At 67.2% G+C, this 14798-nt stretch carries 15 protein-coding genes; 12 read left to right on the forward strand and 3 right to left on the reverse strand.

Features of this window, described 5'->3' with window-relative positions:
• Positions 1-1708 (reverse strand): Rne/Rng family ribonuclease (locus B551_RS01355; protein ID WP_023263336.1); only part of this gene is annotated, 1708 nt, incomplete at its 3' end.
• A gap of 840 nt (positions 1709-2548) precedes the next feature.
• Between B551_RS01355 and B551_RS01360 the strand changes: the two genes are divergently transcribed.
• The 4 genes from B551_RS01360 to B551_RS01375 all read left to right on the forward strand — a co-directional run bounded on the left by B551_RS01360 (position 2549) and on the right by B551_RS01375 (position 6034).
• Entirely contained in the window at positions 2549-3574 is a 1026-nt protein-coding gene (locus B551_RS01360) for an RluA family pseudouridine synthase (RefSeq protein WP_052511229.1), read from the forward strand.
• A 53-nt stretch (positions 3575-3627) separates the two neighbouring features.
• The gene (locus tag B551_RS01365) at positions 3628-4287 is read left to right on the forward strand and encodes an HAD-IA family hydrolase (RefSeq protein ID WP_006579740.1); all 660 of its coding nucleotides are present in this window, start codon (positions 3628-3630) and stop codon (positions 4285-4287) included.
• Positions 4280-4756, forward strand: a complete 477-nt coding sequence (locus B551_RS01370; protein WP_023263338.1) for a Rieske 2Fe-2S domain-containing protein — start codon at positions 4280-4282, stop codon at positions 4754-4756. The genes B551_RS01365 and B551_RS01370 overlap by 8 nt, the downstream gene beginning before the upstream one ends.
• 111 nt (positions 4757-4867) lie before the next feature.
• Positions 4868-6034: a S49 family peptidase gene (locus tag B551_RS01375; RefSeq protein WP_023263339.1), complete on the forward strand. Its 1167-nt coding sequence runs from the start codon at positions 4868-4870 to the stop codon at positions 6032-6034.
• A 24-nt stretch (positions 6035-6058) separates the two neighbouring features.
• On the opposite strand, the gene B551_RS01380 is transcribed toward B551_RS01375, so the two are convergent.
• A complete protein-coding gene (locus B551_RS01380; protein WP_023263340.1) occupies positions 6059-6790 on the reverse strand; it encodes an SAM-dependent methyltransferase in 732 nt (243 codons plus the stop codon).
• Between the two features lie 42 nt (positions 6791-6832).
• Positions 6833-7468 carry a Maf-like protein gene (locus tag B551_RS01385; RefSeq protein WP_006577655.1) on the reverse strand — a complete coding sequence of 212 codons (636 nt, stop codon included), beginning with the start codon at positions 7466-7468 and terminating at the stop codon, positions 6833-6835.
• A gap of 237 nt (positions 7469-7705) precedes the next feature.
• Here B551_RS01385 and B551_RS01390 point away from each other — a divergent pair, with 237 nt between their 5' ends.
• From B551_RS01390 to fabF, 8 genes are all read left to right on the forward strand, one after another.
• Positions 7706-8302 (forward strand): DUF177 domain-containing protein, encoded by a 597-nt coding sequence (locus B551_RS01390; protein WP_006577656.1) that lies wholly within the window; start codon positions 7706-7708, stop codon positions 8300-8302.
• Positions 8303-8435: 133 nt separating this feature from the next.
• Positions 8436-8615: a 50S ribosomal protein L32 gene (gene rpmF / locus B551_RS01395; RefSeq protein ID WP_006577657.1), complete on the forward strand. Its 180-nt coding sequence runs from the start codon at positions 8436-8438 to the stop codon at positions 8613-8615.
• Between the two features lie 174 nt (positions 8616-8789).
• Positions 8790-9869 carry a phosphate acyltransferase PlsX gene (plsX, locus tag B551_RS01400; RefSeq protein WP_023263341.1) on the forward strand — a complete coding sequence of 360 codons (1080 nt, stop codon included), beginning with the start codon at positions 8790-8792 and terminating at the stop codon, positions 9867-9869.
• A 132-nt stretch (positions 9870-10001) separates the two neighbouring features.
• Positions 10002-10982: a beta-ketoacyl-ACP synthase III gene (locus B551_RS01405; protein WP_006577659.1), complete on the forward strand. Its 981-nt coding sequence runs from the start codon at positions 10002-10004 to the stop codon at positions 10980-10982.
• A gap of 99 nt (positions 10983-11081) precedes the next feature.
• Positions 11082-12014: an ACP S-malonyltransferase gene (fabD, locus tag B551_RS01410; protein WP_006577660.1), complete on the forward strand. Its 933-nt coding sequence runs from the start codon at positions 11082-11084 to the stop codon at positions 12012-12014.
• 33 nt (positions 12015-12047) lie between these two features.
• Entirely contained in the window at positions 12048-12797 is a 750-nt protein-coding gene (gene fabG, locus B551_RS01415; RefSeq protein ID WP_006577661.1) for a 3-oxoacyl-ACP reductase FabG, read from the forward strand.
• Positions 12798-12936: 139 nt separating this feature from the next.
• Entirely contained in the window at positions 12937-13176 is a 240-nt protein-coding gene (acpP, locus tag B551_RS01420) for an acyl carrier protein (RefSeq protein WP_006577662.1), read from the forward strand.
• A 297-nt stretch (positions 13177-13473) separates the two neighbouring features.
• On the forward strand, positions 13474-14706 hold the full coding sequence (gene fabF / locus B551_RS01425) for a beta-ketoacyl-ACP synthase II (RefSeq protein ID WP_006577663.1): 1233 nt from the start codon (positions 13474-13476) through the stop codon (positions 14704-14706).
• Positions 14707-14798 lie beyond the last annotated feature (92 nt).

Genomic DNA, 14798 nt, shown 5'->3' on the forward strand with positions numbered 1-14798 from the left:
GCTGCGTCGCCGCGGCCGGAGCGGCCGGCTTGGCCGCCGGGGCTTCCTGGCGCGGAGCGCGCTCGGGGCGCGGCACCGAAACCGGCGCCGGCTGCTCGGGGGTGATGCCCTTGACCGCGGCTTCCTGGCGCGGCTTGGCGTCTTCCTTCTTGCGGCTGCTGTAGCTGGTGTCCGCCTCCAGTTCCTTGGCGGCGGCCTCGGCCATCCGGTAGCTGGCGGTGCTTTCTTCCAGGCGCGGATCGTCGTGGCGCAGGCGCTCGAGCTTGTAGTGCGGCGTTTCCAGATGCTTGTTCGGGATCAGCAGCACGTTGACCTTGAAGCGCAGCTCGATCAGGTTGATGTCCTGGCGCTTCTCGTTGAGCAGGAAGGCGGCGACCTCGACCGGCACCTGGCAGTGGATCGCGGCGGTGTTTTCCTTCATCGCCTCTTCCTGGATGATGCGCAGCACCTGCAGGGCGGACGATTCGGTATCGCGGATGTGGCCGGTGCCGTTGCAGCGCGGGCAGGTGATATGCGAGCCCTCGGACAGCGACGGACGCAGGCGCTGGCGCGACAGCTCCATCAGGCCGAAGCGGCTGATCTTGCCCATCTGCACGCGCGCGCGGTCATGGCGCAGCGCGTCCTTCAGGCGCGTCTCGACGTCCTTCTGCGCCTTGTTCGACTCCATGTCGATGAAGTCGATGACGATCAGGCCGCCCAGGTCGCGCAGGCGCAGCTGGCGAGCAATCTCGTCGGCCGCTTCGAGGTTGGTGCGCAGCGCGGTTTCCTCGATGTCGGCACCCTTGGTGGCGCGCGCCGAGTTGACGTCGACCGAGACCAGCGCCTCGGTGTGGTCGATCACGATGGCGCCGCCCGACGGCAGCATCACCATGCGGGAATACGCCGATTCGATCTGGTGTTCGATCTGGAAACGCGAGAAGAGGGGCACGTCGTCCCGGTACTTCTTCACGCGGTTCATGTTGTCGGGCATCACCACGCTCATGAAGGCGCGGGCCTGCTCGTAGATGTCGTCGGTGTCGATCAGGATCTCGCCGATGTCGGGCTGGAAGTAGTCGCGGATCGCGCGGATCACCAGGCTCGATTCGAGATAGATCAGCAGCGGCGCCTTGTTGTCGCCGGCGGCGCCGTCGATGGCCTTCCACAGCTGCAGCAGGTAGTTCAGGTCCCACTGCAGTTCCTCGGCCGAGCGGCCGATGCCGGCGGTGCGGGCGATGATGCTCATGCCGTCGGGCACGGTCAGCTGGCCCATCGTCTCGCGCAGTTCCTGGCGGTCCTCGCCCTCGATCCGGCGCGACACGCCGCCGCCACGCGGGTTGTTCGGCATCAGCACCAGGTAGCGGCCGGCCAGCGAGATGAAGGTGGTCAGCGCCGCGCCCTTGTTGCCGCGCTCTTCCTTCTCGACCTGGACGATCAGTTCCTGGCCTTCGTGCAGCGCGTCCTGGATGCGCGCGTTGCGCACGTCGACGCCTTCCTTGAAGTAGGCCCGGGCCACTTCCTTGAACGGCAGGAAACCGTGGCGCTCTTCGCCGTAGTTGACGAAACACGCTTCGAGCGACGGCTCGATGCGGGTGATCACGCCCTTGTAGATATTGCCCTTGCGCTGCTCGCGCCCGGCGGTCTCGATATCGATGTCGATCAGCTTCTGACCGTCGACGATGGCGACGCGCAATTCCTCCTGCTGCGTCGCATTGAACAGCATGCGTTTCATCGCAAACCCTCGTTCCAATGCCGCGGCCGGCACCGGTAGTGCCGCGCGGCGTTTCGAAAGCACGCGAGGAAGCGAGAGGTGGCGTGAGAATTGCCGAAGGCGCCGGGGCGAATGCAAGCCGCCGGCTGGGCACGGGTGAAAGAGAGAGACGTCGGCGCGCTGCGCGGGGTTCGGACCGCCATGCCGGCCATGCGCGAGCTGCGCGCAGGGTCAGGCGGCGATATCGGACGGAGGCCGGGGTGCGGGGGAGGGCAGCGACGACAGGATGCCGCTTGCGCTTCGGCTCGCACCGGGGCCGGCCACGAACGGCCAGGACGCGTCAAAGAGCAAGGTTGTCGGACGCGGCGGCATGCCACCACGACCTGAGCGACCGACAAGGCAGGCGCACCTGCTGCTTGTTGGAGTTCTGCGACCGGGCGCCGCGATTGTCACCATGTCGTCGATCAGGCGAGGGGCCAGGCAACCGGCCGGCACCGATTTCCGGTGCGGCGGGACTTTCTCTCACCGAAGCGAATGCCGTATCGGCATCCGCCATCAAATTCTGTTCTACCTGAACACTCTGCTCCCACGTGAACCGAGTCCGCGCCGAACCCGCCTTTGGGCGGTTTTCCTGCGCACAGCCGGTACCGTGCGTGCTGCTTGTTACTTGATTTACTGCGACAGGCCGCCAGCGGAGCTGTCGGCCCGTACCGCCAATTTGCCCGTCCGGCGCCTGCGGATTACGCGATGGCGGGGGACCGGGCCGGGCCAGCGGTGACCCGAAGTGTAAAATGCGACAATTCGCTTACACCGCTTGCGCTGCCGGCTTTGGCCGGGGTAGCGCGGAAATTATATTTGAAAATGAATGAGTTACGCCATCGAATTGAAAAAGAGGTGCGATCCGGCACGGATGCGCCCCAGGTGGCGTATGTGACCATCGGGGAAGACGCCGACGGCCAACGGATCGACAACTACCTGCTGCGCGTGGCCAAGGGCGTGCCCAAGAGCCATGTCTACCGGATCCTGCGCTCCGGTGAGGTGCGGGTGAACAAAGGGCGTGTCGATGCGACCTATCGGCTGAAGCTCGGGGACGTTGTGCGTATTCCGCCACTTCGTGTGGCGGCGACGGCGACGGCCGACAGCTACGTGCCCGCGGCCTCGTTTCCGGTGCTGTTCGAGGACGCCCATCTGCTGGTGATCGACAAGCCGGCCGGCGTGGCGGTCCATGGCGGCTCCGGCGTCGCCTTCGGCGTCATCGAGCAGCTGCGCCAGGCGCGGCCCGAGGCCCGTTTCCTGGAGCTGGTGCACCGGCTGGACCGCGAGACCTCCGGCATCCTGCTGCTGGCCAAGAAGCGCGCGGCGCTGGTGCATCTGCATCAGCAGATCCGCGACAACGCGATGGACAAGCGCTATTTCGCCTGCGTCGCCGGCGAATTCGGCCACAACCGTCAGCATGCCCGCTTCCCGCTGTTCAAATACACCACGCCGGATGGCGAGCGCCGCGTCCGCGTGCAGGCCGACGGCCAGCCCTCGCATACGGTCTTCAACCGCGTGGCGTCCTTTCCTGGTTACACGCTGCTGGAGGCGGAACTGAAGACCGGCCGCACTCACCAGATCCGCGTGCATCTGGCGCAACTCGGGTTTCCGATCGTCGGCGACGACAAGTACGGCGATTTCGCGCTGAACAAGGCGCTGGCCCGGGCCGGCGTCAAGCCAGGCCTGAAGCGAATGTTCCTGCACGCGCACCGCTTGACGTTCGTGCATCCCGGTACCGGCCAGGCGCTGACGCTGAGCGCGCCGCTGCCGGCGGAGTGCGAGGCCTTCCTGCGGCAACTGAAGCAGATGGCGCAGCCAGGGCAGGCAGATCCGACTCCCCATGCCCTGTAGCGGATGACGCCTTCATCCGCCGCGGCAACTCCATTATTCGATCGAGAACTCCCATGGCCCGGCAACGCTTCGACCTGATCGTCTTCGACTGGGATGGAACCCTGATGGATTCCACTCCGACCATCGCCAAGTGCATCCAGTTGGCCAGCCGCGACCTGGGCCTGCCGGTGCCCGACGAGGACGCCGCGCGCCATGTGATCGGGCTCGGGCTGAAGGACGCGCTGGAATATGCGATCCCGACGCTGGACCCGGTCGACTATCCGCGCCTCGCCGAACGCTATCGTTACCATTTCCTGACCCGCGACGCCGAACTCGTGCTGTTCGAGGGCGTGCTGGAGATGCTGCAGGCGCTGCGCGGCCAGCACTATTTCCTCGGTGTCGCCACCGGCAAGACCCGCGTCGGGCTGCAGCGGGCGCTGGCCGCCACCGGCCTGACGTCGCTGTTCGACGCCACGCGCTGCGCCGACGAGACGTTCTCCAAGCCGCACCCGGCGATGCTGCACGAGCTGACCCGTGAACTGGGCCAGGAGATGGGGCGCACCGTGATGATCGGCGACACCACGCACGACCTGCAGATGGCGGTCAACGCCGGCGCCCACGGCATCGGCGTCTGCTACGGCGCCCACCCCGCGGATTCGCTGCGTGCGATGACGCCTCTGCACTGCGCCAGTTCGATCGCCGACCTGAGCGACTGGCTGCATACCCATGGCTGATACCGAGCCCGATACCGGGCCCGATACCGGGCCCGACACCGGGCCGCTGCCGACTACGCTAGCCGTGCCGGCACTGCCGGCCGGGGCGCGCCGGCTGTGCGCGGCGCACGAGCTGGTCGAGGGCGGCGTCGGCGTGCGCTTCACTGTCGCGGTCGGCGGCCGGGAGATCGGCGCCTTCGCGGTGCGCTACGAGGGGCAGGTCCATGGCTATCTGAATCGGTGCGCCCATGTGCCCATGGAGCTCGACTGGCAGGAAGGCCACTTTTTCGAGTCGTCGGGCCTATACTTGATGTGCGCCACACATGGCGCGACCTATGCGCCCGACAGCGGGCTGTGCGTCGGCGGACCGTGCCGCGGCGCTTCGCTCGCCAAGCTGCGCGTCGAGGAGCGCGACGGCGCCGTCTACTGGATACCAGAGTCGCCGTACGACGATCCGCCCTCGCTGCCGTCGCCACCGCCCGTACCGTAGGCGGGGCGCCGCGGCCGCGCATCGGCATTGCTTTTTTTTGACGGGAAACTTTCGGGCCCCAGCGCAACGTCGGCGACGTCCGCGTAGCGGCGCCCGTTCGAGAGTATTTGCATGACAGACGAGAACAAACCGCCGGTGAAGCCCAACGAGCCGGATGCCGAGCCGGGCCGCGGCGACGAGAGCCCGAGCGGGCACGGCGCCGGTGAACGGCTCGAAACCGCGCGCCACGCCGATTACCCGCTGGAGGCCGAGGTCCGCGATGCCGAGGCCGCCGCGCGCCGCGAGTCGGTCGAGCGCAAGGCGCGGCTCAAGGGCGAGTCGGCCGGCCCGGTCAAGACCGGCGCCGGCTGGGAGCGCGATGTGCTCGAGCGCGTGCTGATGGCCACGCTGCGCGAGCAACGGGCGGCGCGCCGCTGGAAGATCTTCTTCCGCCTGGCCGGCTTCGCGCTGATCGCGCTGGTGCTGTTCTCGCTGTTCGACTTCAAGACCGACGGCGCCATCACCAGCGGCCGGCATACGGCGATGGTCACGCTGGAGGGCGAGATCGCCGCCGGCACGCCGGCCAGCGCCGAGTCGATCAACGCCTCGCTGCAGGCGGCCTTCGCCGATGCCAACGCGGCCGGCGTGATCCTGAAGATCAATTCCCCGGGCGGCTCGCCGGTGCAGGCGGGCATCATCAACGACGAGATCCAGCGCCTGCGCTCGCTGCATCCGTCCAAGCCGCTGTATGTCGTGGTCGAGGAAATCTGTGCGTCGGGCGGCTACTACGTGGCCGCCGCGGCCGACAAGATCTATGTCGACAAGGCCAGCATCGTCGGCTCGATCGGCGTGCTGATGGATGGCTTCGGTTTCACGGGGCTGATGGACAAGCTCGGCGTCGAGCGGCGGCTGTACACCGCCGGCGCCAACAAGGGGATGCTCGATCCGTTCTCGCCGGAATCGCCGCAGCAGAAGGCGTTTGCCGAACAGATGCTGCGCCAGATCCACGAGCAGTTCATCGCGGTGGTCAAGGAAGGGCGCGGCAACCGGCTGAAGGACGATCCGACGCTGTTCTCGGGGTTGTTCTGGTCGGGCGAGCGCAGCATCGAGCTGGGGCTGGCCGACGGCCTGGGCAGCGCCGAGTCGGTGGCGCGCGATGTGCTGAAGGCCGAGGAGATCGTCGACTACACCGTCAAGGAGAACATCGCCGAGCGCGTCGCCAAGCGCTTCGGCGCCGCGGTCGGGACCGCGGCCGCCAGGACGCTGATGTGGAGCTCGCGGCTGCAGTCGCTGTATTGACGGCGGGGCCCGGGCAAGGCCCGCTCAGGCCGCGAGGATCGAGAAGATCGCCGGCCGCTTGTGCAATTCCAGCCGGCCCGGCTGCCAGGCCGACAGCGGCTGCGTGACGATGGTCTCGGTCGGCAGCGTCAGGTCCACCGCGATCGACAGCAGCGTGGTGCCAGCGCAGCTGGCCTTCAGCGCCGCCAGCAGCGCCTCGTTGCGATACGGCGTCTCGATCCAGACCTGGGTTTGCCGGTGCTTGCGTGACCATTGCTCCAGTTCGCGCAGGCGCTGCGTGCGCTCGCCCGGATCGACCGGAAGATAGCCGTTGAACGCAAAGCTCTGGCCGTTCAGCCCGGAGCCCATCACCGCCAGCAGGATCGAACTGGGCCCGACCAGCGGCCGCACCCGCACGCCGCGCGCATGGGCCAGCCGCACCAGATTGGCGCCCGGGTCGGCCACGGCCGGCACGCCGGCCTCGGACAGCAGGCCGCCGTCGCGGCCCGCCAGCACCGGGGCCAGCAATTCCGCCAGCGCGGCCTCCTGCGTATTGACATTCAGTTCGCGGATCTCGATCTGCTGGATCGGCCGCGCCAGCGGGCAGGTCTGCCCCAGTTTCTTCAGATAGGCGCGCGCGGTCTTGGCGTTCTCGGCGACCAGGTAGTCCAGGTTGGCAGAGATCTGCTGCACGTCGGCGGGGATCACGGCCGGCAGCGGATCGGCCTCGTCGCGTTTGCCCAGCGTGTTCGGAATCAGGTATAGCGTGCCGCTCATGGGCGGATGTCCTCGACAGCGGAGAGGGGGAGGCCCGTGGAATCAGGCCGTGAAGAAGGGATAGCCGACGCGCCGCAGCATGCCGGTCAGCGCGATCAGCGGCAGGCCGACCAGCGCGGTCGGATCGTCGGACTCGACGCGCGACAGCAGCGCGATGCCGAGTCCTTCGGATTTGGCGCTGCCCGCCACGTCATAGGGTTGCTCGAGCCGCAGATAGGCCTCCAGCTCGCTGTCGCCGAGCTCGCGAAAGGTCGCCAGCGTACGCACCTCCTCCAGCTGGACCTCGCCGCTGCGGCCGTCCAGCAGGCACAGCGCCGAATGGAACGTCACGGTGCGGCCGCGCATCCAGCGCAGCTGCTCCAGTGCCCGCTCGTGCGAGCCCGGCTTGCCGACCTGGACGCCGTCCAGCGTGGCGACCTGATCGGAGCCGATCACCAGCGCGCCGGGGTGACGGGCGGCGATCGCCTCGGCCTTGCGGCGTGACAGCCGCAGTGCGGTCGCCTCGGGTGCCTCGCCGGACAGCGGCGTTTCGTCGATGTCCGGCACGTCGATCTCGAATGGAATGCGCAGGCGCTCCAGCAGTTCGCGGCGATAACGCGAACTGGAGCCGAGAATCAGCCTGGGAGCCGCAGGCAGTGGTGAATGAGGTGGCACGGCGGGTGTCACGGCGGAAGACATATAAGTGATTGAAGCGAAAGGGGAATGCGCAACAGGCAAAGCGCTTTCGACTTTGACCGCGGCGGAGATTTCGACGTATAATCACGCGTTTTACCGCGCAGGCATCCGCCGCGTGGTGTCCTGCCAGCGCCTCGTGCGGCGCAATGCGGAGGCCTCGTCACTCGATGGCCGCCGCGGCGACGGGACCAGCGTTCAGCAGCATTGCCAGCGCCATGTATCACAGGCGCATTCAGCGACATGACTCAGCCCATCGACTTGCAAGCGTTCGATCTCTTCGAGTTCTGCCGGTCCTCGGGCTCGGCGGCCGGCGAGATCGCGGCGCGTGAATTGCCGCGCATCATAGCCGAGACCTCCGCCGAAGCGCCAGCCTCGGCCCCGGACGAACTGTTCCGCTACACGATGAGCGGTTCCGTCCAGGACGAAGCGGCCGAGCCCGGCAAGCCGGCGCGCCGGCGCCTGTTCCTCGACCTGGCGGTGCAGGGCGGCATGTGGCTGAACTGTCAGCGTTGTCTGGCGGTCTACGCCGAGCCGATCGCGACCGCGACCCGGTTCGAGGTGATGGCCAGCGAAGCCGAGGCCGATGCCGCGCCGATGGACGACGACGAGATCGATGTCATCGCGGGGTCGCGCCGCTTCGATCTGCTGGCGCTGATCGAGGACGAGATCCTGCTGTCGCTGCCGGTGGCGCCGAAGCACGAGGTCTGCCCGCAGGTGCATGAGAGCCTGGTGACCGGAGCCGACGGCAGCGTCGAACCGGAACCCGAGGCCGAGCAGGAAGAGGAAAAGCGGCCGTCGCCCTTCGCGGCGCTGGCCAGTCTGAAGACGAAGCACTGACGCGCGGACACGGTCCGCGGCGGCGCGCTTCGGCAGTAGCAACGTCGTACCCCTAATCAGCATCCGGCCGGGCCCGGCTACGCCTCGTGCAGGATGCGTGTGTTAATATCCGCAAATTCTCCAAGGAGTCATCATGGCTGTTCAACAGAACAAGAAGTCGCCGTCCAAGCGCGGCATGCATCGTTCGCACGATCACCTGTCCGTCGCGCCGCTGGCAGTCGAGCCGACCACGGGTGAAACGCACCTGCGTCACCACGTCAGCCCGAACGGCTACTACCGTGGCCGCAAGGTCGTCAAGACCAAGAACGACTGAAGCATTCGCTCGGCGTGACGCTGCGTCCCGCACGCGCTTGCAGGTAGAAGACATACAAAGAAGCGGCAAACTCCTTGCCGCTTTTTTGTTGGCCGCGGCAAGCGTGGACGCTGGCGCGGCATTCCCTGCGAGGCCTCCGCAGCGCGGATTCGGCGCCTCGCGCATCAGCAAACAATGACGATCAAACTCGCTATCGACTGCATGGGCGGCGATCACGGCGTATCCGTGACGGTGCCGGCGGCGATCAGTTTTCTTGCCGCCCACGAGGATGCCGAGATGGTGCTCGTGGGGCGGCCGGATGCCATCGAGCCGCAGCTGCGCAAGCTGCACGCGCAGAACCATCCGCGCGTGACCGTGGTGGCCGCCACCGAAGTGATCACGATGGACGACCCGGTCGAGGTCGCGCTGCGCAAGAAGAAGGATTCGTCGATGCGCGTCGCGGTGACCCAGGTCAAGGAAGGCGCCGCCGACGCCTGCATCTCGGCCGGCAATACCGGCGCGCTGATGGCGGTGTCGCGCTATGTGCTCAAGACCCTCGAGGGCATCGAGCGCCCGGCCATCGCCACCACCATTCCGAACGAGCAGGGCTGGGGCACCACGGTGCTGGACCTAGGCGCCAACGCCGACTGCGAACCCGAACATCTGCTGCAATTTGCCCGCATGGCCGAGGCCATGGTCGCGGTGGTCGACCACAAGGACCACCCGACGGTCGGCCTGCTGAACATCGGCGAGGAAGTGATCAAGGGCAACGAGGTGGTCAAGCGCGCCGGCGAGCTGCTGCGCGCCTCGGAGCTGAACTTCTACGGCAACGTCGAGGGCAACGACATCTTCAAGGGCACCACCGACATCGTGGTGTGCGACGGCTTCGTCGGCAACGTGGCGCTCAAGAGCACCGAGGGCCTGGCCAAGATGATCGGCAGCATGATCAAGGAGGAATTCACCCGCTCCTGGTTCACCAAGCTGCTGGCCGGCATCGCGATGCCGGTGCTGACGCGGCTGGCGCGCCGGCTCGATCCGGCCCGCTACAACGGCGCCTCGCTGCTCGGGCTGCGCGGGCTGGTGATCAAGAGCCACGGTTCCGCCGATGCCCACTCTTTTGAGTGGGCAATCAAACGCGGGTATGATGCGGCCAGGAATGGCGTCATCGCCCGGATTTCGCAGGCGTTCGCCAACAAGACGAGCACCGCGGGCACCGCATCCGCGGGCCAGGAGACGGACCCGCCCAGCGCGGGTCGCAGCGCACACGCCGCATGATCCTGCCCAGCATCACCGAGGCAGCGGCGACGCCGGTGCCCCTGGTCCCACGCCCCGCGCGCCAGCACCGGCCAGGCCGGCAAGCCGCCGCGCCGGGGTCGCGCTGAGTCCGGCAATACGATCCGACACCACATGACAAGCTACGCAAAAATCATCGGCACGGGGAGCTACCTGCCTCCGCGGCGCGTCACCAATCACGAGCTCGCGGCGCAGCTGGCCGAGAAAGGCATCGAGACCAGCGACGAGTGGATCGTCTCGCGCAGCGGCATCTCGGCGCGCCACTGGGCCGAGCCCGATGTGACCAGCAGCGATCTGGCCGTCAAGGCGGCCGAGCGCGCGCTGGAAGCGGCCGGCATCGACCGCCAGCAGATCGACCTGATCATCGTCGCCACGTCGACGCCGGACTACGTGTTCCCGAGCACCGCCTGCCTGGTGCAGCAGAAGCTCGGCATCACGAACCACTGCGCGGCGTTCGACCTGCAGGCCGTCTGCTCCGGCTTTGCCTATGCGCTGGCCACCGCCGACAAGTTCATCCGCAGCGGCTCGCATCGCAACGTGCTGCTGATCGGCGCCGAAGTGTTCTCGCGCATCCTCGACTTCAACGATCGCACCACCTGCGTGCTGTTCGGCGACGGCGCCGGCGCGGTGGTGCTGACCGCGTCGGACGAACCCGGCGTGATGTCCTCGGCGATGCACGCCGACGGCAGCCACGTCGATATCCTGTGCGTGCCGGGCAATGTCGCGGCCGGCAATATCACCGGCAATGCCTTCCTGCACATGGATGGACAGGCGGTGTTCAAGCTCGCCGTCAGCGTGCTCGACAAGGTCGCGCGCGAGACGCTGGCCGCGGCGGACTTCCCCGCCGAGAAGCTCGACTGGCTGATTCCGCACCAGGCCAATATCCGCATCATGCAGGGCACCGCGAAGAAGCTCGGCCTGCCGCTCGAGCGCATGATCGCGACCGTGCATGAACACGGCAACACCTCGGCTGCGTCGATCCCGCTGGCGCTCGACGTCGCGGTGCGCGACGGACGCATCCGCCCTGGCCACCACGTGCTGATGGAAGGCGTGGGCGGCGGTTTCACCTGGGGCGCGGTGCTGCTGCGCATGTAATTCGCAAGCCGGTGCCAGGTATCGGGGCGCGGCACGATGAGGTGTGCGGCCGATGCGCGATGGCGCCGACGATTCCATTTTCAAACCGATCGGAAACCGATGAAATTCTCATTCGTCTTCCCCGGCCAAGGCTCGCAGTCGGTCGGAATGCTCAATGCCTTCGCCGACAACCCGGTGGTGCGCGCGACGCTGCAGGAAGCGTCCGACGCGCTCGGCCAGGACCTGGCGCGCCTGATCGCCGAAGGTCCGGCCGAAGAGCTGAACCTGACCACCAACACCCAGCCGGTGATGCTGACCGCCGCGGTGGCGATCTACCGTGCCTGGCTCGACGCCGGCGGTCCGGCTCCGGCGCTGGTGGCCGGCCATAGCCTCGGCGAGTATTCGGCGCTGGTCGCCGCCGGCGTGATTGCGTTTGCCGACGCCGTGCCGCTGGTGCGCTTCCGCGCGCAGGCGATGCAGGAAGCGGTACCGGTGGGCGAGGGCGGCATGGCCGCGATCCTTGGCCTGTCCGACGACGACGTGCGCGCCGCCTGCGCCGAGGCCTCGGCGGCCGGCGTGGTCGAAGCGGTCAATTTCAACGCCCCGGCGCAGGTCGTGATCGCCGGCGCCAAGGCGGCGGTCGAGAAGGCCTGCGAAATCGCCAAGGCCAAGGGCGCCAAGCGCGCGCTGCCGCTGCCGGTGTCGGCGCCGTTCCATTCGTCGCTGCTCAAGCCCGCTTCGGACCGCCTGCGCGAGCGCATGGCCGGCCTGACGTTCTCGGCGCCGTCGATTCCGCTGATCAACAACGTCGACGTCGCCATCGTCGACGATCCCGAGGCGATCAAGGACGCGCTGGTGCGTCAGGCCGCGGCGCCGGTGCGCTGGGTCGAGTCGGTGCAGAAGATGGCCGCCGACGGCGTCACGCATGTGATCGAATGCGGTCCGGGCAAGGTGCTGGCCGGGCTGACCAAGCGCATCGACGGCAATCTGGTCGGCGGCGCCATCGTCGATCCGGCCTCGCTGCAGGACACGCTGGCGCTGGTGCGCGGCTGATCCGCACGCACCGCAACAAGGAGAAACAACGGGATGAGCAAGACCCTGGATAATCAGGTCGCGCTGGTGACGGGCGCCTCGCGCGGCATCGGCCGCGCGATCGCGCTGGAACTGGCCCGGCAAGGCGCGCTGGTGATCGGCACGGCCACCAGCGAGAAGGGCGCCGCCGCGATCGGCGAATACCTGGCGGCCGAGCAGCTCAAGGGCGCCGGCGCGGTGCTCGACGTCAACGACGCGGCGCGCTGCGAGGCGCTGATCGACGAGATCGTCAAGAATCACGGCGGCATCCACATCCTCGTGAACAATGCCGGCATCACGCAGGACCAGCTGGCGATGCGGATGAAGGACGAGGACTGGAGCGCGGTGATCGACACCAATCTGTCGGCGGTATTCCGCCTGTCGCGCGGTGTGCTGCGGCCGATGATGAAGGCCCGCGGCGGACGCATCATCAACATCACCTCGGTGGTCGGTTCGACCGGCAACCCGGGCCAGATGAACTATGCTGCGGCCAAGGCGGGCGTGGAAGGCATGACGCGCGCGCTGGCCCGCGAAATCGGCAGCCGCAACATCACTGTCAATTGCGTCGCACCGGGGTTCATCGATACCGATATGACCAAGGTGCTGTCGGAAGAGCAGCATGCCGCGCTCAAGACCCAGATTCCGCTCGGCAGGCTCGGTCAGCCGGAGGACATCGCCAATGCGGTGGCTTTCCTGGCCGGTCCGCAGGCGGCTTATGTGACCGGCACCACGCTGCATGTCAACGGTGGCATGTATATGAACTGAGGGGGGCGCGACGCCCTGGCGTCACCCCCTTTTTTAGAAGAACGGGTGCATTTCTTGCGAAAGACTGCGGACGGCATTTTCAGAGGCCAAACCTGCTAAAATGCGCCCACTTTTTTGTCGAACTTCCCTGGAGGGCTAAATGGACAATATCGAACAACGCGTCAAGAAGATCGTGGCAGAGCAACTCGGCGTCGCCGAAGCCGACATCAAGAACGAATCCTCGTTCGTGAACGACCTCGGCGCCGACTCGCTCGACACGGTCGAACTCGTGATGGCGTTGGAAGATGAATTCGGCATGGAAATTCCCGATGAGGAAGCCGAAAAGATCACGACCGTGCAGCAGGCCATCGACTACGCGTCGGCGCACGTCAAGGCCTAAGCCTGTCGTATCCGGATTCCGGGCCACAGAAAACGGGCGGAGGGGTCGTCAGATCCCGTTGTGCCGTTTTCTGTGGCTTTCGTTTGTTCGAGCAAGCGGAGTTGCGGTGGGGCCGAAGCTGGCTCCATCATCGGCCATCGTGCCGCTGAGCTGCCGGCCGGGATTCGCGCCGTCAGTCCGGCCGGCAGGCTGGCCGATGCGCCGGCCTGCCGGCGCGGCGGAATCGCCTTGGTGCCTTGACGGTGCCGCGGGCTGCCGCCCGTTCCGCCTTGCCTCATCCACCCGTAGGAAATCATAGTGAGCCGTCGTCGCGTCGTCGTCACCGGGCTCGGCCTTGTGTCTCCGGTCGGAAACACGGTTGCCGAAGGCTGGGCCAATCTGGTTGCCGGCAAGTCCGGCATTGCCACCATCACCAAATTCGATCACTCCGCGCTGGCCGTGCATTTCGCCGGCGAAGTGAAGGGCTTCAACGTCGAGGACTACATTCCCGCGAAGGAAGCCCGCCATATGGATACCTTCATCCACTATGGCATCGCGGCCGGCACCCAGGCCCTGCGCGACAGCGGCCTGGAAGTGACCGAGGCCAACGCCGATCGCATCGGCGTGCTGGTCGGCTCGGGCATCGGCGGCCTGCCCATGATCGAGGACACGCACGCGGAGCTGACCAATCGCGGTCCGCGGCGGATTTCGCCGTTCTTCGTGCCGGGCTCGATCATCAACATGATCTCCGGCCACCTGTCGATCAACCACAACCTGAAGGGCCCGAACCTGGCCGCCGTGACCGCCTGCACCACCGGCTTGCACAGCATCGGCCTGGCCGCGCGCCTGATCGAGGCTGGCGACGCCGACGCCATGCTGGCCGGCGGCGCGGAATCGACCGTGTCGCCGCTCGGTATCGGCGGGTTCGCCGCGGCACGCGCGCTGTCGACCCGCAACGACGATCCGGCGGCTGCCTCGCGCCCGTGGGATGTCGACCGCGACGGCTTCGTGCTCGGCGAGGGCGCCGGCGTGATGATGCTCGAGGAATACGAGTCGGCCAAGGCGCGCGGCGCGAAGATCTACGCCGAGCTGTCGGGCTTCGGCATGAGCGGCGACGCGTTCCATATGACGGCGCCGAGCACCGACGGTCCGCGCCGCTGCATGGTCAACGCGCTGAAGAACGCGGGCGTCAACCCGGACGAAGTCAACTACCTGAACGCGCACGGCACCTCGACGCCGCTGGGCGACAAGAACGAGTCCGACGCGATCAAGCTGGCCTTCGGCGACCATGCCTACAAGATCGCGGTGAACTCCACCAAGTCGATGACCGGCCATCTGCTGGGCGGCGCCGGCGGCCTGGAGTCGGTCTTCACGGTGCTGGCCCTGCATCACCAGGTCGCGCCGCCGACGATCAACATCTTCAATCAGGACCCCGAGTGCGATCTCGATTACGTGCCGAACACCGCGCGTGAAATGAAGATCGACGTGGCCGTCAAGAACAACTTCGGCTTCGGCGGTACCAACGGCACGCTCGTCTTCCGTCGTGCCTGAAGCCGGCGCCCGCCGGCCGCTCCCTTGCTTCCCGTTCCCGGGGCGTCATCCGCAGCGTTGGCTGCTGACGGCGTTCCTGGGCTGCGAGCTTT

It is taken from the genome of Cupriavidus sp. HPC(L), from assembly GCF_000307735.3.
Lineage (GTDB): Bacteria > Pseudomonadota > Gammaproteobacteria > Burkholderiales > Burkholderiaceae > Cupriavidus.